This is a genomic window from Streptomyces sp. OR43 (assembly GCF_008042275.1).
Taxonomy (GTDB): domain Bacteria; phylum Actinomycetota; class Actinomycetes; order Streptomycetales; family Streptomycetaceae; genus Streptomyces.
Genome location: NZ_RDBK01000043.1, coordinates 964693 through 987320, shown reverse-complemented (window position 1 = coordinate 987320; position 22628 = coordinate 964693). Strand labels below are relative to the sequence as shown.

Annotated in this window: 20 protein-coding genes, 1 tRNA gene and 2 pseudogenes; 15 read left to right on the top strand and 8 right to left on the bottom strand. The window is 70.7% G+C overall.

Features of this window, described 5'->3' with window-relative positions; translation table 11 throughout:
* Positions 1–87: 87 nt before the first annotated feature.
* Positions 88–1650: a potassium/proton antiporter gene (locus tag EAO72_RS22825; RefSeq protein WP_261991604.1), complete on the bottom strand. Its 1563-nt coding sequence runs from the start codon at positions 1648–1650 to the stop codon at positions 88–90.
* 280 nt (positions 1651–1930) lie between these two features.
* Between EAO72_RS22825 and EAO72_RS22820 the strand changes: the two genes are divergently transcribed.
* Positions 1931–4681: a penicillin acylase family protein gene (locus EAO72_RS22820; RefSeq protein ID WP_148019142.1), complete on the top strand. Its 2751-nt coding sequence runs from the start codon at positions 1931–1933 to the stop codon at positions 4679–4681.
* A 206-nt stretch (positions 4682–4887) separates the two neighbouring features.
* On the opposite strand, the gene EAO72_RS22815 is transcribed toward EAO72_RS22820, so the two are convergent.
* Positions 4888–5472, bottom strand: coding sequence for a 5-formyltetrahydrofolate cyclo-ligase (locus EAO72_RS22815; RefSeq protein WP_187285180.1), 585 nt, complete (start codon positions 5470–5472; stop codon positions 4888–4890).
* 107 nt (positions 5473–5579) lie between these two features.
* On the opposite strand from EAO72_RS22815, the gene galU reads away from it, so the two are divergent.
* From galU to sepX, 6 genes and pseudogenes are all read left to right on the top strand, one after another.
* Positions 5580–6482, top strand: a complete 903-nt coding sequence (galU, locus tag EAO72_RS22810) for a UTP--glucose-1-phosphate uridylyltransferase GalU (RefSeq protein ID WP_148019140.1) — start codon at positions 5580–5582, stop codon at positions 6480–6482.
* A 4-nt stretch (positions 6483–6486) separates the two neighbouring features.
* Positions 6487–7797 (top strand): molybdotransferase-like divisome protein Glp, encoded by a 1311-nt coding sequence (gene glp / locus EAO72_RS22805; protein WP_148019139.1) that lies wholly within the window; start codon positions 6487–6489, stop codon positions 7795–7797.
* 122 nt (positions 7798–7919) lie between these two features.
* Positions 7920–8420, top strand: a complete 501-nt coding sequence (gene moaC / locus EAO72_RS22800; protein WP_148019138.1) for a cyclic pyranopterin monophosphate synthase MoaC — start codon at positions 7920–7922, stop codon at positions 8418–8420.
* Positions 8417–8932 (top strand): MogA/MoaB family molybdenum cofactor biosynthesis protein, encoded by a 516-nt coding sequence (locus EAO72_RS22795; protein ID WP_148019137.1) that lies wholly within the window; start codon positions 8417–8419, stop codon positions 8930–8932. The genes moaC and EAO72_RS22795 overlap by 4 nt, the downstream gene beginning before the upstream one ends.
* 17 nt (positions 8933–8949) lie before the next feature.
* On the top strand, positions 8950–9567 hold the full coding sequence (locus EAO72_RS22790) for a GNAT family N-acetyltransferase (RefSeq protein ID WP_148019136.1): 618 nt from the start codon (positions 8950–8952) through the stop codon (positions 9565–9567).
* 169 nt (positions 9568–9736) lie between these two features.
* Positions 9737–10477: pseudogene (gene sepX / locus EAO72_RS44110) on the top strand (divisome protein SepX/GlpR); the annotation flags it as partial.
* A gap of 270 nt (positions 10478–10747) precedes the next feature.
* Here sepX and EAO72_RS44105 read toward each other — a convergent pair.
* Positions 10748–10987 (bottom strand): annotated as a pseudogene (locus EAO72_RS44105) (hypothetical protein); the annotation flags it as partial.
* A gap of 158 nt (positions 10988–11145) precedes the next feature.
* Between EAO72_RS44105 and EAO72_RS22780 the strand changes: the two are divergent.
* Positions 11146–11219: transfer RNA gene (locus EAO72_RS22780), tRNA-Ala, on the top strand.
* Between the two features lie 194 nt (positions 11220–11413).
* On the opposite strand, the gene EAO72_RS22775 is transcribed toward EAO72_RS22780, so the two are convergent.
* Positions 11414–11836: a MerR family transcriptional regulator gene (locus tag EAO72_RS22775; protein WP_148019135.1), complete on the bottom strand. Its 423-nt coding sequence runs from the start codon at positions 11834–11836 to the stop codon at positions 11414–11416.
* Between the two features lie 109 nt (positions 11837–11945).
* On the opposite strand from EAO72_RS22775, the gene EAO72_RS22770 reads away from it, so the two are divergent.
* Entirely contained in the window at positions 11946–12995 is a 1050-nt protein-coding gene (locus tag EAO72_RS22770; protein WP_148019134.1) for an aldo/keto reductase, read from the top strand.
* Positions 12996–13199: 204 nt separating this feature from the next.
* Positions 13200–14222: a HEAT repeat domain-containing protein gene (locus EAO72_RS22765; protein ID WP_148019133.1), complete on the top strand. Its 1023-nt coding sequence runs from the start codon at positions 13200–13202 to the stop codon at positions 14220–14222.
* A gap of 117 nt (positions 14223–14339) precedes the next feature.
* Here the strand turns inward: EAO72_RS22765 and EAO72_RS22760 are convergent, their stop codons facing one another.
* The gene (locus tag EAO72_RS22760; RefSeq protein ID WP_148019132.1) at positions 14340–14882 is read right to left on the bottom strand and encodes a hypothetical protein; all 543 of its coding nucleotides are present in this window, start codon (positions 14880–14882) and stop codon (positions 14340–14342) included.
* Positions 14883–15096: 214 nt separating this feature from the next.
* The gene (locus EAO72_RS22755) at positions 15097–16083 is read right to left on the bottom strand and encodes an aldo/keto reductase (RefSeq protein ID WP_148019131.1); all 987 of its coding nucleotides are present in this window, start codon (positions 16081–16083) and stop codon (positions 15097–15099) included.
* Between the two features lie 176 nt (positions 16084–16259).
* Here EAO72_RS22755 and EAO72_RS22750 point away from each other — a divergent pair, with 176 nt between their 5' ends.
* Positions 16260–17054, top strand: a complete 795-nt coding sequence (locus EAO72_RS22750; RefSeq protein WP_148019130.1) for an SAM-dependent methyltransferase — start codon at positions 16260–16262, stop codon at positions 17052–17054.
* A complete protein-coding gene (locus EAO72_RS22745) occupies positions 17051–17872 on the top strand; it encodes an alpha/beta fold hydrolase (RefSeq protein WP_148019129.1) in 822 nt (273 codons plus the stop codon). Before EAO72_RS22750 ends, EAO72_RS22745 begins: the two co-directional genes overlap by 4 nt.
* Before the next feature lie 25 nt (positions 17873–17897).
* Here EAO72_RS22745 and EAO72_RS22740 read toward each other — a convergent pair whose 3' ends face one another.
* A complete protein-coding gene (locus tag EAO72_RS22740) occupies positions 17898–18392 on the bottom strand; it encodes a GNAT family N-acetyltransferase (protein ID WP_148019128.1) in 495 nt (164 codons plus the stop codon).
* A gap of 49 nt (positions 18393–18441) precedes the next feature.
* Here EAO72_RS22740 and EAO72_RS22735 point away from each other — a divergent pair, with 49 nt between their 5' ends.
* Positions 18442–19257 (top strand): exodeoxyribonuclease III, encoded by an 816-nt coding sequence (locus EAO72_RS22735; protein WP_148019127.1) that lies wholly within the window; start codon positions 18442–18444, stop codon positions 19255–19257.
* 13 nt (positions 19258–19270) lie between these two features.
* On the opposite strand, the gene EAO72_RS22730 is transcribed toward EAO72_RS22735, so the two are convergent.
* Positions 19271–19912 (bottom strand): MerR family transcriptional regulator, encoded by a 642-nt coding sequence (locus EAO72_RS22730; protein ID WP_148021977.1) that lies wholly within the window; start codon positions 19910–19912, stop codon positions 19271–19273.
* A 192-nt stretch (positions 19913–20104) separates the two neighbouring features.
* On the opposite strand from EAO72_RS22730, the gene EAO72_RS22725 reads away from it, so the two are divergent.
* Together EAO72_RS22725 and EAO72_RS22720 are read left to right on the top strand one after the other, a co-directional pair.
* Entirely contained in the window at positions 20105–21637 is a 1533-nt protein-coding gene (locus EAO72_RS22725) for a flavin-containing monooxygenase (RefSeq protein WP_148019126.1), read from the top strand.
* On the top strand, positions 21634–22575 hold the full coding sequence (locus EAO72_RS22720; RefSeq protein WP_148019125.1) for an alpha/beta fold hydrolase: 942 nt from the start codon (positions 21634–21636) through the stop codon (positions 22573–22575). The genes EAO72_RS22725 and EAO72_RS22720 overlap by 4 nt, the downstream gene beginning before the upstream one ends.
* Positions 22576–22628: the final 53 nt, after the last annotated feature.

The window sequence follows — 22628 nt, the reverse complement described above, 5'->3', positions numbered from 1 at the left end:
GGTTTTCTTTATGCTACAGGCAAAAGCCTTGGAGCACCTGCGATTGTGTCCAATTCAACCCTTTTGACCTGCGAACACGCGCGTGCCTCAGTGATGGGCCTTCGCATTCCGAGCGGACCGGCCCTCGTTCTTTCCGTGGTCGTCGGTCCTGCCCAGCTTCTTCACCGCTTTGAGGGCGTTGGCCACGTTCGGTCCGGCGAGGGCCTCGTCGGCGGCGTTCCCGCCGGTCCCCAGCCAGCCGGCCAGCTTGCCGCCCTCGCCGATCGCGCGCAGCCGGGCCTCGGTCGCGTCGCGCACCGGGTCGGTCGCCACGACCAGCAGCTCGTCGCCGCGGCGCAGCACGGTCGAGGGCGCGGGCACGAAGCTCTTGCCGTCGCGCACGACCAGCGTCACCGCCGCTCCGGCGGGCAGGCGGAGCTCGCCGACCTCGACGCCGTGCATCTTCGACTTGGCGGGGATGGCGACCGAGAGCAGATGGCCGCGCAGCCGCTCCAGGGGCGCCGACTCGATGCCGAGGTCGGCCGTCTCGGACGGATCGTCGGCGATCTTGAGGGCCTTCGCGAGCCAGGGCAGCGTCGGTCCCTGGATGAGGGTGTAGACGACGACGAGGACGAAGACGATGTTGAAGACCCGGGTGGAGCCCTCGATTCCGGACACCATGGGAATGGTCGCCAGGATGATGGGCACCGCGCCGCGGAGCCCGGCCCAGGACATGAGGGCCTTCTCCTGCCAGGGCAGCCGGAAGGGCGCCAGCGAGATGAAGACCTCCAGCGGGCGCGCCACCACGGTCAGCACCAGTCCCACGACCACGGCGGGCCAGAAGTCGTCGATCAGGTCGTGCGGGGTGACGAGCAGTCCGAGCAGGACGAACATGCCGATCTGGGCCAGCCAGCCGAGTCCGTCGGCGAAGCCGCGGGTGGCGGGCCAGTGCGGCAGTTTGGCGTTGCCGAGGATCATCGCGGCGAGGTACACCGCGAGGAAGCCGCTTCCGTGGAGCATCGCGCCGGCCGCGTACGCGGACACCGCGATGGCCATCACGGCGATCGGGTAGAGACCCGAAGCGGGCAGGGCCACATGCCTGAGTCCGTACGAGCCGAGCCAGCCGACCGCGATGCCGAGCGCGGCGCCGATCGCCAGCTCCAGGGCTATCTCGCCGACCAGTACGTACCAGTGGTCGACCGGTCCCACGGTCGAGAAGGCCACGACGAGGATCACCACGGGGGCGTCGTTGAAGCCGGACTCGGCCTCCAGGACGCCGGTGATCCGGGCGGGCAGCGGCACCTTGCGCAGGACGGAGAAGACCGCGGCGGCGTCCGTGGAGGAGACGACCGCGCCGATGATCAGCGCCTGCCGCCATTCCAGACCGACCAGATAGTGCGCTCCGGCCGCGGTCACGCCCACGCTCACCCCGACGCCGACGAGGGAGAGGACGACGGCCGCGGGCAGCGCGGGTTTGATCTCTTTCCACTTCGTGCCGAGGCCGCCCTCGGCGAGGATCACGACCAGGGCCGCGTAGCCGATCACCTGCGTCAGTTCGGCGTTGTCGAACTTGACGTCGAAGAACCCGTCCTGCCCCATGGCGATCCCGATGCCGAGATACAGGAGCAGGCTGGGGAGCCCGCTGCGCGACGAGATGCGTACCGCCGCCACCGCGACGAGCAGGACAAGTGAGCAGACGAGCAGGAGTTCGTTGAGCGCGTGGACAGTCAGTGGCCGGTCCTTCCCTGCGTACGCCTGCCGGATCGGCTTCCGGTGGCACGGTGGTACTTCGTTACCTTACCTAATCTTTAACGTTTTCTTGATGCGTTCGAGTATTCGTGCGATCGCTACGCAATTCGAGCCATCCTGATACCGCGTCCGAGTGGCCTCGGCGCTGCGCCTATGGTTGCTCCTGCACTCCCAGGACCACCCTGCCCCTCGAAGGACAGCGATGCCCGCCAACACAACCGCCTCTTCCGGCTCCACCGGTTCCGCCGGCGGCGGGCCGCGCAAGAAGAAGGGGCGACGCGCCCGCCTGATCGTGATCGTCCTGGTGCTGGCGCTTGTCGCGGGTATCGGTTACGGAACGTACTGGTCCGTATCCACGGTGCGCGCCTCGTACCCGCAGACCAACGGAACGATCCAGCTCGCCGGACTCGACAGCAACGTCGAGGTCAAGCGCGACAGTTACGGAATCCCGCAGATCTACGCGGACTCCGACGCCGACCTGTTCCGCGCCCAGGGCTTCGTCCAGGCGCAGGACCGCTTCTGGGAGATGGACGTCCGCCGTCACATGACGGCCGGCCGGCTCTCCGAGATGTTCGGCTCCGGCCAGGTCGAGACGGACTCCTTCCTGCGCACGCTGGGCTGGCGCAAGATCGCGCAGGAGGAGTACGACACCGTCCTGTCGGACGAGACGAAGAAGAACCTCCAGTCGTACGCGGACGGCGTGAACGCCTACCTCAAGGACCGCGACGGCAAGGACATCTCCGTCGAGTACGCGGCCCTCGGCTTCACCAACGACTACAAGCCCACCGAGTGGACCCCGGTCGACTCGGTCGCCTGGCTGAAGGCCATGGCCTGGGACCTGCGCGGCAACATGCAGGACGAGATCGACCGTTCGCTGATGACCAGCCGGCTGGACGCCGACGAGATCGAGGACCTGTACCCGCCGTACCCGTACGACAAGCACAAGCCGATCGTCAGTGAGGGCGGGATCTCCCCGGCCACGGGGACGTTCGACCCGCAGGCGACGCCGTCCGACGGCATCGGTTCGGCGACGGCCCAGGGAGCCACCGAGGGCCTCACCTCGCAGCTCGGCGCGCTCTCCGACACCCTCGACGAGATCCCCGCGCTGCTGGGCCCCAACGGCAACGGCATCGGGTCGAACTCCTGGGTCGTCGCGGGCAAGTACACGACCACCGGCAAGCCGCTGCTCGCCAACGACCCGCACCTGGCGCCGCAGCTTCCCTCGCTCTGGTACCAGATGGGGCTGCACTGCCGCGCGGTCTCGGCGACGTGCAAGTACGACACCGCCGGCTACACGTTCTCGGGCATGCCCGGTGTGATCATCGGTCACAACCAGGACATCGCCTGGGGCTTCACCAACCTCGGCGCCGACGTCACCGACCTCTTCCTGGAGAAGGTCTCGGGCGACGGCTACCTCTACGACGGCAAGGTGAAGCCCTTCACCGTCCGCGAGGAGACCATCAAGGTCGSGGGCGGCGACAGCCGGCACATCACCGTGCGCGAGACCAACAACGGCCCGCTGGTCTCCGACCGCAGCGGCGAGCTGGAGAAGGTCGGCCAGAAGGCCCCCGTCAGCAATGCCGCCCCCGACCGGGCGGACGGCTACGGGGTGGCGCTGAAGTGGACCGCGCTGGAGCCGGGCCACTCCATGGACGCCGTCTTCGAGCTGAACCGGGCCAAGGACTTCACCTCCTTCCGCAAGGCCGCCGAGCACTTCGAGGTCCCCTCGCAGAACCTCGTCTACGCCGACACCAAGGGCCACATCGGCTACCAGGCGCCGGGGAAGATCCCGGTCCGCAAGGCCGGTGACGGCACGCTGCCCAGCCCCGGCTGGTCCTCGTCGTACGGCTGGAAGAAGGACCCGATCCCGTTCGACGAGCTGCCCTACGAGTACGACCCGGCGCGCGGTTTCATCGTCACCGCCAACCAGGCCGTGATCGACGAGGACACATACCCGAACATGCTCACCAAGGACTGGGGCTACGGCAGCCGCAGCCAGCGGATCAACGACCTCATCGAGTCGAAGATCAAGGGCGGCGGGAAGATCTCGACCGAAGACATGCAGAAGATGCAGATGGACAACACCAGCGAGATCGCCGCGCTGCTGGTGCCCGAGCTGATGAAGATCAACATCTCGGACAAGGACGTCCGTCAGGCGCAGAAGCTGCTGGAGGGCTGGGACTACACCCAGGAAGCCGACTCGGCGGCCGCCGCGTACTTCAACGCGGTCTGGCGCAACATCCTCAAGCTGGCCTTCGGCGACAAGCTGCCCAAGGAGATGCGCGTCGAGGGCGAGTGCCTGAACGTGCCCCCGGCCAAGAGCTCGGGTCCGGTCGACGAGCAGGACCGGCTGGTGCGCGAATGCGGCCAGCGCGACGCCGACTCGGCGCAGCCGGACGGCGGTGACCGCTGGTACCAGGTCGTCGCGAACCTCATGGACAAGCCGGACAGCAAGTGGTGGAAGGCCCCGGCGAACCGCAAGGACAAGGCGACGGAGAACCGCGAGGAGCTCTTCGCCCGCGCCATGGAGGACGCCCGCTGGGAGCTGACCGCCAAGCTCGGCAAGGACATCACCACGTGGAGCTGGGGCCGGCTGCACCAGCTGACCCTGAAGAACCAGACCCTCGGTACGGAAGGTCCCGGACTGCTCCAGCGGGCGCTCAACCGGGGCCCCTGGAACCTCGGCGGCGGCGAGGCCGCGGTGAACGCGACCGGCTGGAACGCGGCCGGCGGCTACGAGGTCGTCTGGGTCCCGTCGATGCGGATGGTCGTCAACGTGGGGGACTGGGACAAGTCCCGCTGGATCAACCTCACGGGCGCCTCCGGGCACGCGTTCAGCGCGCACTACACCGACCAGACCGACAAGTGGGTCAACGGCGAACTGCTCGACTGGTCCTTCGGGACGAACGCGGTGGCCGGGGCGACGAAGGACACGCTCACGCTGAAGCCGTAGCGGCGGGCGCGGCCCGAGGCGCTTCGGAGACTTCCTCCGAAGCGCCTCGGGCCGGCCGCTGTCGGAGGCCTTGAGCTCGTGCCGAATGGCCGCGGGCCGGCCGGTGTCGGAGGCGTTGAGCTCGTGCCGAATGGCCGCGGGCCGGCCGGTGTCGGAGGCCTTGAGCTCGTGCCGAAAGACCCCGGGCCGGCCGGTGTCCGAGGCGTTCAGCTCGTGCCGAAGCGCCGGGGGCCGGCCGGTGTCACCGCGGCGTCCACGGGGTGGTCGTGCGGTTCCTCCGGGACCCGCGCGGTCACCTCGTCGTCGTACAGCAGGACGATCAGCGCCGGGTGCGCTCCGGCCGCCGAGAGGCGGGCCAGCACGCGGTCGTAGCTGCCGCCGCCGCGGCCGAGCCGCATCCCGCGCCCGTCCACGGCGAGGCCCGGCAGCAGCACCACGTCGGCGGCCAGGACCGCGTCGGAGCCGAGCGGTGTCCCGGTGGGCTCCAGCAGCCCGCGCCCGGCCTTCCGGAGGCCTCCCGCTCCCTCGTACGGTGCCCAGTCCAGGTCGTTGTCCGTCAGGAGCACCGGCAGCAGGACGCGTACGCCCCGCGCGCGCAGCGCGTCCAGCAGGGCGCGGGTCCCCGGTTCGCTCCCCACCGAGACGTACGCGGCGACGGTGCGGGCCCCGGCCATCTCCGGGAGTTCGAGTGCGCGACGGGCCAGAACCGTGGCGGCCCGCTCGATGTCCTCACCGGTCAGAAGGCGTCGCGCGGCGAGCAGTTCACGCCTCAGTAGTGTCTTTGCGGACATGTCGGTGTTCAACGGGGCACCCGTAGATCTCTCGTACCAGCATATTTGAGTACAAAGTTAACCGGAGCCTCATCTTCCGCCCATGCGTGACCGTTAAGGTTCTGCGCATGACTCAGTCGAACCACGGGATCAGCAAGGCTGTCATCCCGGCGGCGGGCCTCGGCACCCGCTTCCTGCCGGCCACCAAAGCCACTCCCAAAGAGATGCTGCCTGTCGTCGACAAGCCTGCCATCCAGTACGTCGTCGAGGAGGCGGTGGCCGCCGGACTCTCCGACGTCCTGATGATCACCGGCCGCAACAAGCGGCCTCTCGAAGACCACTTCGACCGCAATTACGAGCTGGAGTCCGCACTGACCCGCAAGGGTGACGCGGAACGGCTGCGCAAGGTGCAGGAGTCGAGCGATCTCGCCACCATGCACTACGTCCGCCAGGGCGACCCGCGAGGCCTCGGCCACGCGGTGCTGTGCGCGGAGCCGCACGTGGGCGACGAGCCGTTCGCGGTCCTTCTGGGCGACGACCTGATCGACCCGCGCGACCCGCTGCTGTCGCGCATGGTGGAGATCCAGGAGCGCGAGGGCGGCAGTGTCATCGCGCTCATGGAGGTCCCGCCCGAACTGATCCACCAGTACGGCTGCGCGGCCGTCGAACCGACCGCCGAGGCTGACGTGATGCGGATCACCGGCCTGGTCGAGAAGCCCGATCCGGCCGACGCGCCCAGCAATCTCGCCATCATCGGCCGCTACGTCCTGGACCCCGCGGTCTTCGGCATACTGCGCAGGACCGAGCCGGGCCGCGGCGACGAGATCCAGCTGACCGACGCCCTCCAGCTCCTCGCCGAGGACGAGAAGGCCGGCGGGCCGGTGCACGGCGTCGTCTTCAAGGGCCGCCGCTATGACACCGGTGACCGGAGCGATTACCTCCGTGCCATTGTCAGACTCGCGTGCGAACGTGAAGACCTGGGCCCGGACTTCCGGACCTGGCTCCGCAGTTACGTCACCGAGGAGATGTAGCACCTTGAGCAGCACGATCTGGTCGGTGGACGAGCACCTGGAAGACATCCTCGCCGCGGTGAGGCCGCTCGAACCCATCGAGCTGCAACTGCCCGAGGCCCAGGGCTGCGTCCTGGTCGAGGACGTCGTGGTGGAGATCGCCCTGCCGCCCTTCGACAACAGCTCGATGGACGGTTACGCGGTCCGCGTCGCCGATGTGGAGGGCGCCACAGAGGAGTTCCCCGCCGTCCTCACCGTCATCGGGGACGTCGCGGCGGGCGACGCCGGACTGGACGACGACCGGCGCGTGGGGCCGGGGGAGGCCGCCCGCATCATGACGGGCGCCCCGCTCCCGGCCGGCGCCGAGGCCGTGGTCCCGGTCGAGTGGACCGACGGCGGCACGGGCGAAGGCCCCGCCGCCACGATGCGTGCCCACACCGACGCCCCGGAGGGTGCGGCCGGCGAGGTCCGCGTCCACCGCCCGGCCGAGGCCCGCGCCCACGTCCGGGCCCGCGGCAGCGACGTACGTCCTGGCGACCTCGCCCTGCGCGCGGGGTCGGTCATCGGGCCACCCCAGATCGGTCTGCTCGCCGCGATCGGCCGCTCGACGGTCAAGGTGCGGCCCCGTCCCCGCGTCGTCGTCATCTCCACCGGCAGCGAACTGGTCCAGCCCGGCGAGGAACTGACCGGCGGCCAGATCTACGACTCGAACAGCTTCGCGCTGACGGCCGCCGCGCGCGAGGCCGGAGCGATCGCCTACCGGGTCGGCGCCGTGTCCGACGACGCCGAGACGCTCCGGGCCACGATCGAGGACCAGCTGATCCGCGCGGACATCGTCGTCACCACCGGCGGCGTCAGCGTGGGCGCGTACGACGTGGTCAAGGAGGCCCTGGCCTCCGTCGGCGACGAGGACGAGCCCGGCGGCGGTGTCGACTTCCGCAAGCTCGCCATGCAGCCGGGCAAGCCGCAGGGCTTCGGCTCCATCGGCCCGGACCACACCCCGCTCCTGGCGCTCCCGGGCAACCCGGTCTCCAGCTACGTCTCCTTCGAACTGTTCGTACGGCCGGCGATCCGCACCCTGATGGGCCTGCCCGACGTGAACCGGCCGACCGCCAGGGCCTCGCTCGTCACCGACAAGGCCCTGTCCTCACCGGCCGGCAAACGGCAGTTCCTGCGCGGGACGTACGACGCGGAGGCGGGCACCGTCACCCCCGTGGGCGGCTCCGGATCGCATCTCATCGCGGCTCTCGCCCAGGCGGACGCGCTGATCGTGCTGCCCGAGGACGTCACGTCGGCGGAGCCCGGCGCGGACACCGAGGTGATCCTGCTCCGCTGACCGGGGCCCGGTGGCGGTACGGTATCTGCCGCTGTGCCTTCCGGGGGACACCCCCCGGACCCCGGGCCTGCACCCCGGTGCAGCACCGGGGCAACCGGCGCCCTACCGCTAGGCGGAGTTAGTTGAGTACGCAGAACAGGCTGACGCACATCGACGAGGCGGGGGCCGCCCGCATGGTCGACGTCTCCGCGAAGGACGTCACCGCGCGCGTCGCCCGCGCCAGCGGCCGGGTCCTCGTCTCGCCGCGTGTCATCGAGCTGCTCCGGGGCGAGGGGGTCCCCAAGGGCGACGCCCTCGCCACCGCGCGCATCGCCGGGATCATGGGCGCCAAGCGCACCCCGGACCTGATCCCGCTCTGCCACCCCCTCGCCGTCTCGGGCGTCACGGTCGACCTGGCCGTCGCCGACGACGCCGTGGAGATCACGGCCACCGTGAAGACGACGGACCGCACCGGCGTGGAGATGGAGGCCCTGACCGCGGTCTCGGTCGCCGCGCTCACCGTCGTCGACATGATCAAGGCGGTCGACAAGTCCGCGGTCATCACGGATGTCCGGGTCGAGGCGAAGTCGGGCGGCAAGTCCGGCGACTACCGGCGCAACGCGCCCGGCGGAGCGGACGCGTGAGCGCCGCGCAGCCGGACGCCGGCTACCGCGCCCTCGTGGTGACCGCGTCGAACCGGGCCGCCGCCGGGGTCTACGAGGACCGGGGCGGGCCGCTGATCGCCGGGGCGCTGTCCGGGCTCGGCTTCACCGTCGACGGCCCGCGGGTCGTGCCCGACGGCGAACCGGTCGAGCGAGCGCTGTGGGACGGGGTGGCCGCCGGGTACGACGTCATCGTGACCACCGGCGGTACCGGCATCTCTCCCACCGACGCCACCCCCGAGGCCACCGCCAACGTCCTGGACTACGAGGTCCCCGGCATCCCCGAGGCGATCCGCGCGGAGGGCCGGGACAAGGTCCCCACGGCCGCGCTCTCACGGGGTGTGGCCGGGGTGGCCGCGCGTACGCTCATCGTCAACCTGCCGGGCTCCACCGGCGGGGTGCGCGACGGGCTCGCCGTCCTGAGCCGACTCCTGGTGCACGCCGTCGACCAGCTCCGCGGCGGCGATCACCCCCGACCGGGGAGCCCGAGCTGAACGTCCCGACCTGGCCGGTGACCCTGGTGGACGGCGATGTCGCCCTCCGGCCGATAAAGATGCGCGACCAGCGCATGTGGCGCGAGGTCAACCGCCGCAACCGGGACTGGCTGCGGCCCTGGGAGGCGACCGTGCCCCCGCCCGCCCCCGGCGGACCGGTCGCCCAGCGTCCCACGTACCGCCAGATGGTCCGCCATCTGCGATCCGAGGCCAACGCCGGCCGGATGCTGCCGTTCGCCATCGAGTACGAGGGCCGTCTGGTCGGTCAGTTGACCGTGGCCGGGATCACCTGGGGTTCGATGTGCTCGGGCCACGTCGGCTACTGGGTGGACCAGGAGGTGGCGGGCCGGGGCGTGATGCCGACGGCGGTCGCCCTCGCCGTCGACCATTGTTTCCGCGCGGTCGGACTGCACCGCATCGAGGTGTGCATTCGCCCCGAGAACGGTCCCAGCCGGCGGGTCGTGGAGAAACTCGGATTCCGCGAGGAGGGGATCCGGCCCCGCTATCTGCACATCGACGGTGCCTGGCGGGACCATCTGATCTACGCGCTCACCGCGGAGGAGGTGCCAGACGGCCTGCTCCGGAGGTGGCACCGGGCGCGTCCGGAGCGTCCGGAACGGCCGGAGTACCGCTAAGAATGAAATGTCTGTTCGAAATTGGTCGGCCGATGACCGCTAACGGGCGCGCAAACGCCGACTGTTGATCCGAACAATCACAAAAAAAGTCCGTGATATCAGCCGGATCGTGCGACACACCGCGTCAATTGGCGGATGCCTCCGCGCAAACCCCTCTACGGTGTGAGATGTGAGCAGCAGCGGCCTCATCTACGCAGTCATTGTCGGGGCCTGGGCCGCCTACTTGGTACCGATGTGGCTCCGCAGGCAGGACGAGCTCAACGAAGCCCGTCCGACGGAACGCTTCAGCACCGCCATCCGGCTGCTGTCCGGACGGGCGGCGATGGAGCGCCGGTACGCCAAGGAGCTGCGGGAGCGCACCGACGAGGAGGCGGCGCCCGACGCCGACCCGGACGAAGTCACGGACCGAATGGATTCCGTCGACGTCCGGGCCTTTTCCGCGCCTCCGGCGCACACCGAGGCCCGGGTCCACGACCCGGCGCGTGCGCCGGAGCACTCCGCCCAGGAGCGCGCGGCGCAGAAACGCCCGACGCGCGACCGCCCCGATCCCTCCCTCGACTCCGCCGACTCCGCACCCGCCGCCCGGCGTCCTCGCCCCGGTGGAATCGACGCGGAGCGCGCGCGGCGTGCGCAGCGCCTCCAGGTCCTCGCGCGCCGTCGGCGCACCACCGTGATCCTCTTCCTCGGCTTCACGCTCGGCGCGGTCGTCGCGGCGGTCGGCGGACTCCGTTTCCTTTGGGCCCCCGCGGTCCCGGCGGTGCTGCTGAGCACGTACATCGTGCATCTGCGCGCGCAGGAGCGTCGCAGGTTCGCCTTCACCATGGACCGGCGCCGGGACCGCGGGGGCCCAAAGGAAACGGAGTCCGCCGACCGCCGCGACGACCGCGCCGAGCGTGAAGCCGAGGAAGAGGATCACGGTGGTGCGCCGACGGCGCGCGAGGACCTGGAGGCGCTGCGCACGCCGCGCGCGCTCCGCGTCGATTCCACCGGGGCGAGGACGCCGGGCGGCGGGTGCGGAGTGATTTGAACCCCAGACCCCCTCGATGCGAACGAGGTGCGCTACCAGACTGCGCCACAGGCCCTTGCAACGAGTGAAACTTTAGCACCCCGGACGGGGTGCTCGGAAATCCATTCCGCGCTGGTCAGCCGAGCCGGTCTCGCAGCGGGCGGGGTGGCCGTCTCACTCGTTGGCCGCGCGGGGGCGGTCGTCCTCGTCGTACTGGTCGAAGAGCGGGGTCCGGCCCCGGTCGCGGGCGCGGCGGGACTGGGCGGAGCGCTGGCGGGGCGCCGGGTCCACCGGGGGTGCCGCGGGCTGCGGGGTGGCCGGCTGGGCGGGTTCGGCGGCGGAGGAGCGGGCCGCGCTCCAGGTCTCCGGGTTGCCGACCTCGATGCCGCCCGTGGCGCGCGGGGCGACCGGGGCCGGACCCCGCTCTTCGACCAGTACGACGAGGACGACCGCCCCCGCGCGGCCAACGAGTGAGACGGCCACCCCGCCCGCTGCGAGACCGGCTCGGCTGACCAGCGCGGAATGGATTTCCGAGCACCCCGTCCGGGGTGCTAAAGTTTCACTCGTTGCAAGGGCCTGTGGCGCAGTCTGGTAGCGCACCTCGTTCGCATCGAGGGGGTCTGGGGTTCAAATCCCCACAGGTCCACCGCAGCGACTGTTCTTGAGTCAGCTCAGGAAGAGTCCACAAGATCCCGTCCGATCTGATTGATCGGACGGGATCTTTGCGTTTCTCTGCCCCGGCAGCATCTGGCAAGGCCGGACGGCCGGGCGTACACCCGGCCGCGCATGCAGAGCAGCTCGCCGCGCCTCGTCGGCCCCTTCAGGTCTCGTCGGGTCTCGTCAGGTGAGGGACGAGCCGTGGCACTGCTCGGCGGCGGCGTCGCCCTGGTCGACAAGGTCCTCGTAGACCCCGACCTTGAACTTGATCAGGTCCAGGGACTCGGTGAGCCGGCTGATCTGGGACGTGACCCGCTCCTGATGCTCACGCATGAGCGCGAGCCGTTCCTCCGCGTTGTCGCCGCCCTCCCGGACGAGGTCCGTGTACTGGCGAAGCACGGTCAGGGGCATGCCGGACGCGCGGAGAATGATGCAGACCGTCAGCCAGTCCACATCGTCCTGGTCGTAGACACGACGTCCGCCGGCACCGCGCCGCACTGCGTTGACGAAGAGGCCCTCCTGCTCGTAGAAGCGCAGGGCGTGAATGCTCAGCCCGGTGCGTTCGGCGACCTGCCCGATGCTCAGACTCGTGGGGTCCTCCACCATGCCGCCCAGCGTAACGGGGTTGATCTAGAGGGGACTCTAGTTCCTAGGGTTCCTCGTGCGGCCGACGCTTCAGTCGCCCGCCTGATCGGCTAGTAGGGGGAGCACCGCCATGCGCTATCGCACGCTCGGCAGAACCGGCATCGAGGTCAGCGTCCACTGCCTCGGCACCATGATGTTCCAGGACGGATTCAACTCCGACCATGACGACTGCGCCCGCATCATCCACACCGCCCTCGACCAGGGCATCAACTTCGTCGACACCGCAGACATGTACGGGCAGGGCGAGTCCGAGGAGATCGTGGGCAAGGCGCTGCGAGGGCGCCGTGACGACGTCGTGCTCGCCACCAAGGTCCACTGCCGGATGGGCGAGGGGCCCAACCGCAGCGGAAACTCACGGCGTTGGATCCTCAAGGCGGTCGAGGACAGCCTCCGGCGCCTGAACACGGACTGGATCGACCTCTATCAGATCCACTTCCCCGACCACACCACCGACACCGAGGAGACCCTCTCCGTCCTCGACGACCTCGTGCGCCAGGGGAAGATCCGTTCGTTCGGCTGCTCCAACTACCAGGCCGAGGAGATCGTCGAGGCGCAGCACGTGTCCGAGCGCCGCGGTCTGGGACGGTTCCGCACCGACCAGCCGCCCTACTCGGTCCTGGCCCGGGGCATAGAGTCCTCGCTCCTGCCGGTCTGCGAGCGCTACGGCATGGGCGTACTGGTCTGGAGCCCTCTGGCCTTCGGGTTCCTCACCGGCAAGCACCGCAAGGACAGGCCCTCGGATCTGACGACCGGCCGGGCCGCGATCCGGCCGGCGAACTTCGATCCCGCGATCGCCGCGAACGCCGCCAAGTTCGAGGCCGTGGAACAGCTCGTCGAACTCGCGGAGAGCATCGGCTGCACCCTGCCCCAGCTCGCCGTGGCCTTCACCGTGGCCCACCCGGCCGTCACCTCGGCCATCATCGGGCCGCGGACGATGCGGCAGTTGGAGGACCTGCTCAAGGGCGCCGCACTCACCCTGGACGATGCGACCCTCGACCGGATCGACGCCATCGTGCCGCCCGGGACGAACCTGTACAACCCCGCCGCCTCGTTCCCGGCGCGCTCGCTGACCGAGACCGCCCTGCGCCGCCGCCCGCTCGCCGAGCGGGCCGCGGCCTGAGAGCGTCGCGGACTCGGAGCGGCTCCTGGTCATCCCGAGACCAGGAGCGGGGGAGTCACCGGCCGAGCCGAGCGGCCAGCAACACCGAGGCGCGCTCCAGGTCCTGTGGTCCCCGTTCGGGGCACCGTAGTGCTTCTGCGTCCTTCCCTGAGGCACGGGTCACCTCCGGCGCCCTTGTCAGTGCCTCCGATTAGGGTGCGCCGCATGGGCGAGGGACTGACGGCCGCATCGATCGAGGGGCTGATCCCCTTGCTGGGGGACCTGGATCCCGGGGCCCGGCGTGGCGCGGTCCGGGCACTTCGGGCGATCGGCACCGCGGCGGTACCCCATCTGCAGCGCGTGCGCCGTCGGCCCGCACCCGGACCCAGGGTGCGGGCGGGGGCGCTGGAGGTGCTCGCCGACCTCGTGGGGCCGGACGGCCTCGACTCCAGGGACCAGGAGGCCTGGCGCCGCGTGACACGGATCAAGCTACTGGCCGAGACCCCGGACGGCATGCGTCTGTGCGGAGCCTGGTACGCGGTGCCGACCGCCGACCAGGACGCGGTGCTGGCAGCGTTCGATCTCGGCAGCCCGCAGCCGGTCACGCTCCGGACCGGTGAGGCGGCCTGGCACCGATTCCGCCACAGCTGGGACGGGGCCCGTCCGCACGCCGCCTGCTCCCGCGTCTTCGTCAGTCCCGTTCTGGACGGCTGGACGCTCGTCTTCGGCCACTTCTCCCAGGACACCCATCGCATCGAGAATGCGGACGACAGGGCGGACGTGTTCCGCCTGGTCGTGAGGCAGCGGTGTGCCGGGCTCAGCCGCCGTTTCGGATCGGCCCATTGGTACGGGGTGAGCGGCGGTGACGACTGGACCGCCTGGTGCATCGCCGAAGGCGGAGAAGTCGTCCGTCACTACGACGCGTACGACGCCGGGGAGAGCGGCGACGGTGGACTCCCGCACCCGGCCGAAGCAGGCTACCTCCTGCCGCACCAGGACAAGGGCCTTCCCCGAGGCGCCTTCGAGGGCGTGGATGTCGCGGACACCGATGCGGTCGTCGCCCGGTACCGCCAGGTGAAGGCAGACCTGCGGATCCCCGACACCTGTCGCGCCGACGACATCGCGGCGCGGCTGTCGGTCGACCCCGGAGCGCTGGGGACGCATACGAGGACCGCGGGTCATGGTGTCCTCGCTCTCACCGCATGCGGCCGGGAGCACGGTCATCCCGTCGGGGCGCTGCCTGTGTAGTGCGCCACGGGAGCGCACCCCTCCGCCTCGAACCCGAGCCGGTCCCGGGCCCGGGACCGGCTCAGATTCGTTGGCCGAGGTTGGCCGAGGGGCCAACGTGCGCAGGCGGTCGGGTGGTCAGCCCTCGGCCTGGTCCACGCGCCAGGCCACCATGCCCGTGGCTCCCGGCAACGCCGCCGTATCGATGCGGACCTTGCCGGACGGGGCGGCGAGGTCCTGGCGGTACGGGACGCCGTCGCAGGCCACCGTCCGGCGGACGGGGTTCTTCAGGGCGATGGACAGCGTGATCTTCCCCGATCCGGCGCAGACGACCGCCAGCTTGTACGAGTTGCCCGGGGTCAGCTCCGGTGCGCTGTGGGAACCGTCACCTACCCGCTCCAGCCCCGCCTCGACGAAGCGTGGCTCGTGCGCGCCGAGATCCGCCGTGCCGAGGGTTTCCTGAACCTGTCTGCCGAGCCGCTCCTCGGCCCTTTCCTCCGGTGCGGACGGGGACTCCGGTGCGGACGGGGACTTCGGAGACGTCGCCCGACCGCTCGGCGAGGCGCTCGGTCCGCCCGGACCGGCGGAGCCGCTCGTGCACCCCACGGCGAGGGAGAGGACCGCCGCGGAGACACAGCCGAGCACGAAGCCCCGCCGCAGGAGGAGTGGGTGCGGCGTCATGAGTTGGTCGTCCAGTAGCGCCAGCCCGTCTCCTTGGTGGGGAGCTTCGCGGTGCCCGAGCCGATCTTCACCTTGCCGCAACGGTCGGCACTGGTCTTGTACTTCGTCCAGTTCACCTTGTAGCCCCAGGAGCCGTACTGGAGGTGCCCGTACTTCTTCGCCGGGACGGAGTGCGTGTAGTGGTGTCCGGCGGACGAGTGCGGGGCCCGCCCGCTCAGTGCGCCCCGTCCAGCCGCCCCCGCTGCTCGTCCGTCAGTTCCAGATCCACCGCCGCCAGGTTCTCCTTCAGCTGCGCCACCGACGACGCCCCGGCCAGCGGGATCACGGGCAGCGGGCCGCAGATCTGCCAGGCCAGGACGACCTGGTTGACGCTCGCCCCCGTCTCGGCCGCGACCTCGCGCAGGACCGCGAGGCGGGCAGGGGTGCCGGGGTGGTCGTAGTCCTGGGGGAGCGGCTTGTCCGGGCGGGTGTACGCGCCGGCGAGCAGCGGGGAGTAGGCGACCAGGGTCAGGTCCTGCTCGGCGCGCAGGTAGCTGAGGAGTTCGGGCCCGGCGTGGCCCAGGCTGCCGTCCTCGAAGAGGGGGCTGGGGACGTCGAACCGGGGGCGGAGGTGGCTGTGCTGGTACTGGAGGACCTGGTAGCCGGGCAGTCCGGCGGAGGCCGCGAGTGCCCGGGCGCGCTCCACCCGCCAGATGGCGTGGTTGCTGGCGCCCAGCAGCCCGACCGTACCGGCCGCGCTCAGCTCCCCGAGCGCCTCGACCGTTTCGGCGAGCGGGACGGAGCGGTCCTCGATGTGGGCGTAGAGGACGTCGAGCCGTTCCACCCCGAGGCGTTCGCGGCTGCGCTCCACGGCCTCACGGACCGCCTTCGCCGACAGGCCCTCCGGGTTGTCGACGAACCCGGTTCCTGGCGCGAGCGGTTCGGCGCCCAGCTTGGTGGCGATGACGATCCCGTCCCCGACGCCGCGGCTGCGACGCCACTTGCCGAGCAGCCGTTCGCTCTGGCCGCCGAGGCCGCCCTCGACCCAGTACGCGTAGTTGTCGGAGGTGTCGATGAACGTGCCGCCGGCCTCGACGAAGTGGTCCAGGATCGCGAACGAGGTCTTCTCGTCGGTGACCGACCCGAAGAGCATGGCGCCGAGCGCGAGGACGCTCACCTCGCGACGGGTGGCGGGATCTGTGCCGATGGTGCGGTACTTCATGACGTTCCCCTCCGCTTCCGGCCACCGTCATCCGGCGGCCGCGGAGTTGAGTGTGCGTGTTGAAGTGCACTTCAGCACAAGGGCGTTGAATCGGATCAGCCGCGACGTGCGGTGACCGTCGCCTAGGCTGAAAGCGTGTACCCGATCGTGAGATTCTCCGTATCGAGGAGCGACCAGTGACGGCAGGCATACCCGAGCCTCAGCCCCCGATCGACACCAGCAAGCCGCATCCCGCCCGCGTGTACGACTGGTTCCTGGGCGGCAAGGAGAACTACCCGGCGGATCGGCAGTTCGGGCAGACGCTGCCGGAGGAGACGCGCGGGAACGCCGCGCGCAACCGGGCGTTCATGCACCGGTCCTCCGCCTGGCTCGCGCGCGACGGGATCGACCAGTTCCTGGATATCGGCGCCGGTATCCCCACCGAACCCAACCTCCACCAGATCGTGCAGGCGATCACGCCCGCGGCCCGGGTCGTCTACGTGGACAACGACCCGATCGTCCTGCGGCATGCGGAGGCGCTCCTCGTGAGCGCCCCCGAGGGGGCCACCGACTACGTTCACGCCGATGTGCGGGAGCCGGACGCGATCCTCGAACGAGCAAAAGAGCTAATGGACTTCGACCGGCCCATCGCGCTCTCGCTGAACGCGCTGATGCACTTCCTTCCGGACGACCAGGACCCGTACGGCATCACCCGCACCCTGGTCGACGCCCTGCCCACCGGCAGCTGCCTGGCCCTTTCGCACGGCACCGCGGATCAGCACCCGGAGCTGAGGCAGCAGACCGAGAAGGCGTACAAGAAGGGGGCCATCGCGCTGCAGATGCGTACGCGTGCCGAGGTCGAGCTGTTCTTCGAGGGGCTGGAGCTCGTCGAGCCGGGGCTCGTCCCGGCGACCGAGTGGTATCGCGAGGAGCCGGCGCCGGTCGTCGAGCGCAGTGGCTTCTACGTGGGTGTCGGGCGGGTGGTCCGGTGAGTCCCGGGTTCACAGCCGAGGACGGCACCACGCTCGCGTACGACGACCTGGGAGCGGCGGACGGCGGGCGGCCGCCCGTCGTCCTCGTGCACGGGCATCCGTTCGACCGGACCATGTGGCAGCCGCAGGCCACCGCGCTGGTGGCGGCCGGATACCGGGTGATCGTGGCCGATCTGCGCGGTTACGGGGACAGCGGCGTCGTCCCGGGGCGCACCCTGTTCGGGGTCTTCGCCGCGGACATCGCCGCGCTGCTTGACCACCTGGGCGTCGCGCGGGCCGTCGTCGGCGGGGTGTCCATGGGCGGACAGATCGCCATGGAGTTCCACCGCTCCCACCCGGACCGGGTGGCGGCGCTGGTCCTGGCCGACACCTCACCGGTCGCCGAGACCGAGGACGGCAAGGCGTTCCGCAACCGTCTCGCCGAACGTCTGCTCGCCGAGGGGATGGGCGGGTACGCGGACGAGGTCATCGACAAGATGCTGGCGCCGTACAACGTCACCGGGCTGCCGGACGTCGCCGCGCACGTGCTGGGGATGATGCGCGGCACCGATCCCGAGGGGGCGGCGGCCGCGCTGCGTGGCCGGGCCGAGCGGCCCGACTACCGCGACTCGCTCGCCGGTGCCGGGGTACCGGTCCTCGTCGTCGTGGGCGCGGACGACGTCTACATCCCCGTCGCCGAGGCCCGGGCACTGCACGGGCTGATTCCGGGCGCGGAACTGGTCGTGGTCGAGGGAGCCGGGCACCTGCCCGGCCTGGAGCGGCCCGAGGCGTTCAATGACGCGGTGGCGCGGTTCCTGGCGGGGGTGGGCAAGGGCTAGGGCAGGGCGTGGGCAACGGCGTGGGCTAGGGCTGGGCCGAGGGCTGGAGCGGCTTCGCGTAGCAGCGGCTGCTGTCGTACGTCCGGTAGTGGCCGAACTTCTCGCAGGGCGCGTAGCCGCTGGAGAGGTACAGCGCGATGGCCTCGGGCTGCTGGTCGCCGGTCTCCAGGACCATGCGGGTGCGGCCCGCCGCCCGGGCGTCGGCCTCCAGGGCGGCCAGGATGCGGCGGGCCAGGCCCTGCCCGCGTCCCTCGGGTATCACGAACATCCGCTTGAGCTCGGCGTCACCGTCCGAGTAGCCCTCGGCGTTGCGCTCCTGCGCGCGCCAGCCGCCGGTGGCGACCGGGCGGTCCGACGCGTCGTAGGCGAGCAGATACAGCCCGTGCGGCGGGTCGAACATCGTGGCGTCCAGCGGTGTGATGTCGCCCTCGTCCCCGTACCGCTCGGCGTATTCGAGCTGCACCTGGTTGTTGAGTTTGACGGCGTCGGGGTGATCGTAAGGCCGCTGCTGGATATTCATGCGGATGATGGTACATGTATGCGGCTTGTTGGGTCGGTATCGTGCCGGGATGCTCACCGTTACCAGCGTAAATGTGAACGGACTCCGTGCCGCCGCCAAGAAGGGCTTCGTCGAGTGGCTGGCGCAGACCGATGCCGATGTGATCTGCCTCCAGGAGGTGCGGGCCGAGGCGCAGCAGCTGCCCGACGAGGTGCGTGAGCCCGAGGGCTGGCACACCGTCCACGCACCGGCTGCCGCGAAGGGCCGGGCCGGGGTCTCGCTCTACTCCCGCCGGGCGCCCGAGCGCGTACAGATCGGCTTCGGCGGGTTCGGTGTCGAGGGCAGCGAGGAGTTCGACGCGAGCGGCCGGTACGTCGAGATCGACCTGCCGGGCGTCACGGTCGCGAGCCTGTACCTGCCCTCCGGCGAGGTCGGTACGGAGAAGCAGGACGAGAAGGAGCGCTTCATGGCGGCCTTCCTGCCCTACCTCACCGGCCTGAAGGCGCGGGCCGCCGCGGAGGGCCGCGAGGTCGTGGTGTGCGGCGACTGGAACATCGCGCACCGGGAGGCCGACCTGAAGAACTGGAAGGCCAATAAGAAGAGCTCCGGCTTTCTCCCCGAGGAGCGGGAGTGGCTGACCCGGGTCTTCGACGAGGCCGCCTACGTCGACGTCGTACGCGCCCTGCACCCGGACGTGGAGGGCCCGTACTCGTGGTGGTCCTACCGCGGGCGCGCCTTCGACAACGACACGGGCTGGCGCATCGACTACCAGGTGGCGACGCCCGGTCTGGCCGAGCGCGCCGTGAAGGCCTTGGTCGAGCGGGCCGCGACGCACGGCGAGCGGTGGAGCGACCACGCGCCGGTGACGGTGGTGTACGAGCGGTAGGGCGCGGTACGGCCTACACCGGCGGCTGCGGCGGCTTGGTGTCGCGGCGCAGTCGCCGGTCCAGGGCCATGGAGAGTTCCGCGTCCACCACCGCGCGGGCCAGCGGGCGCAGTTGGGGCGGTTCGGTCTCCGTGCTGTGGGCGCGCAGGGTCGCGACGAAGAGGTCGGCCAGGGCGTCCGCGTGTTCGCGGACCCGGCGGCCGGAGGCGAGCACCTCGGCGAGCGGGACGCCTTCGCGTACGAGCTCGGCCGACACCTCCAGCAGGCGGCGGCTGATGTGCACGATCTCGTCGCCGTCCGTGCCGAGGTAGCCCAGCTCCATGGCCGTCGCCAGGTTCTCCGGCGTGGAGTCGTCCTTGAAGTAGTCCGCCAGTTGCTCGGGCGTGAGCCGGACCGGGGTCTCCTCGGTCGGTTCGCCCAGGCCCAGCACCTCGGCGACATCGCGGCCGCTCTCGAAGGTGCGGGCCAGATCGGCGATGCCGGTGAGGGTGTGGCCGCGCTCCAGCAGCCCGGCGATGGTGCGCAGGCGGGCCAGGTGATGGTCGTCGTACCAGGCGATGCGGCCCTCGCGCCGGGGTGGCGAGATCAGGCCGCGCTCCCGGTAGAAGCGCAGGGTGCGGACGGGGATGCCGGCCTCCCTGGCCAGCTCCTCCATGCGGTATTCGCGGTGCTCGCGTCCTTCTGCCACCTCCGCACCCTATCGGCCTCCCGCGCGCGCGGACCGCTTGCTGTACCGCCGGTAACTTCCCTCGCCGCACCCCTACCCATCGGTACGAAGCTGCTCTACTCTCCCAACAATGCCAGTGATTGCTGGCAGAGTCGTGGGACGTACGCGGGAGGCGGCAGCATGGCCCAGCACGAGCATGTACGCGTGGCGGTGATCGGATCCGGATTCGGGGGTCTGGGGGCCGCCGTCCGGCTGCGCCGCGAAGGCATCACCGACTTCGTGATCCTGGAACGGGCCGAATCGGTCGGCGGCACCTGGCGCGACAACGAATACCCCGGCTGCGCCTGCGACGTACCGTCCCACCTCTACTCGTTCTCCTTCGCGCCCAACCCCGAGTGGCCGCGCACCTTCTCCGGGCAGAAGCACATCCGCGCCTACCTGGAGCACGTCGCGGACACCTTCGGCCTCCGGCCGCACCTCAGGCTGAAGCACGAGGTGAGCGTGATGCGCTGGGACAACGACGAGTTGCACTGGGTCATCGAGTGCGCGAACGGCACGACGGTCGTCGCCGACGTCGTGGTCTCCGCGACCGGCCCGCTCTCCGACCCGAAGATGCCCGACATACCGGGGCTCGCCGACTTCCCCGGCAAGGTCTTCCACTCCGCCCGCTGGGACCACGACGCCGACCTGGCCGGCAAGCGCGTCGCGATGATCGGAACCGGCGCCTCCGCGATCCAGATCGTGCCGTCGATCCAGCGAGAGGTGGGCAGGCTGACGCTCTTCCAGCGCACCCCGCCGTGGGTCATGCCCCGCATGGACCGCGCCATCAGCGGCGCCGAGCGCTGGCTGCACCGCACGCTGCCCTTCACCGGCACCGCCCGCCGCGGACTGCTCTGGGGCATACGCGAGTTGCAGGTCGGCGCCTTCACCAAGCACCCGGACCAGCTGGGCCTGGTCGAGCGCATAGCCAAGGCCAACATGGCCCGGGCGATCAAGGATCCGGCGCTGCGGGCCAAGCTGACCCCCTCGTACCGCATCGGCTGCAAGCGCATCCTGCTCTCCAGCGCCTACTACCCGGCGCTCGCGCAGCCCAACGTGGACGTGGTCGCCTCCGGTCTGAGCGAGGTCCGGGGCTCCACGGTCGTCGCCTCCGACGGTACGGAGACCGAGGTCGACGCGATCATCTTCGGCACCGGCTTCCACGTCACCGACATGCCGATCGCCGAGCGGGTGGTGGGCGCGGAGGGCAAAACGCTGACCGAGTCCTGGAAGGACGGCATGCAGGCGCTGCGCGGCGCCAGCGCGGCGGGCTTCCCCAACTGGATGACGATCATCGGCCCCAACACCGGGCTCGGCAACTCGTCCATGATCCTGATGATCGAGTCCCAGCTGAACTACATGGCCGACTACCTGCGCCAGTTGAACGTGCTGGGCGGTCGTGTCGCACTCGACGCGCGCCCTTCGGCCGTCGGCGCCTGGAACCGCCGCGTCCAGGAGCGCATGAAGCGCACGGTCTGGAACACCGGCGGCTGCACCAGCTGGTACCTGGACGCCAGTGGCCGCAACACCACGGTCTGGCCGGGCACCACCGCCGAGTTCCGCAAGGCCACGCGGGGCGTCGACCTCTCGGAGTACGAGGTCGTACGGGTCCCCGCACAGCGGGGCGCGAAGGAAGCCGTCGCCGCCACCGTCACCGAGGAGGTGGCGGGATGAGCCGGCCGCCGCACGACGCGCACCCCCGGCCGCTGCCCGTACGGGAACTGATGGCCGTCTCCGCCGACGGCTCCCGCATCCACGTCGAGGTGCACGGCCAGGACGGCGCCCCGGCCGTGGTCCTCGCCCACGGCTGGACCTGCAACACCCGCTTCTGGGACGCCCAGATCCGGGACCTCGCCGTCGACCACCGCGTCATCGCCTACGACCAGCGCGGCCACGGCACCTCGCCGGCGGCGGGACGCGGGGGATACAGCACCGAGGCGCTGGCCGACGACCTCGAAGCGGTTCTCGCCGCCACCCTCGCGCCGGGCGAGAAGGCGGTCCTGGCCGGGCACTCCATGGGCGGCATGACGATCATGTCCGCCTCGCGCCGGGCCGGGCTGCGTGAGCACGCGGCCGCCGCCCTGCTGTGCAGTACGGGCAGCTCCCGGCTGCTCGCGGAGTCCCTCGTGGTGCCGATGCGGCCCGGCGCCGTGCGGACCCGGATGACGCGTGCGATCCTCGGGGCGCGGGCGCCGCTCGGACCGGTCACGCCGATTTCCCGCCGCATTCTCAAGTACGGGACGATGGGCGCGGGTTCGGCCCCCGACCGGGTCGACGCCTGCGCACGGATCGTGCACGACTGCCCGCGGGCGGCCCGGGTCGCCTGGGGGCACGTGCTCGCGGACCTCGATCTCGACGAGGGGGTACGGGAGTTGCGGGTGCCCACCGCGGTGATCGCGGGTACGGACGACCGGCTGACCCCGCCCGTCCACGCCCGGGCGCTCGCGGCGGCACTGCCCGACTGCCTCGGCCTCACCGAACTGACGGGCATGGGCCACATGACGCCGGTCGAGGCGCCGGAGACCGTCACCGCGAAGATCCGGGAACTGGTGACCACGTACCTCCCGGTACGGGGCGCGACCCACATCGACGGCAAGGAGGAGGTCGTATGAGCGGCAGGGGCAGTCTCGAAGGACAGGTCGTCGTCGTCACGGGCGCCGCGCGC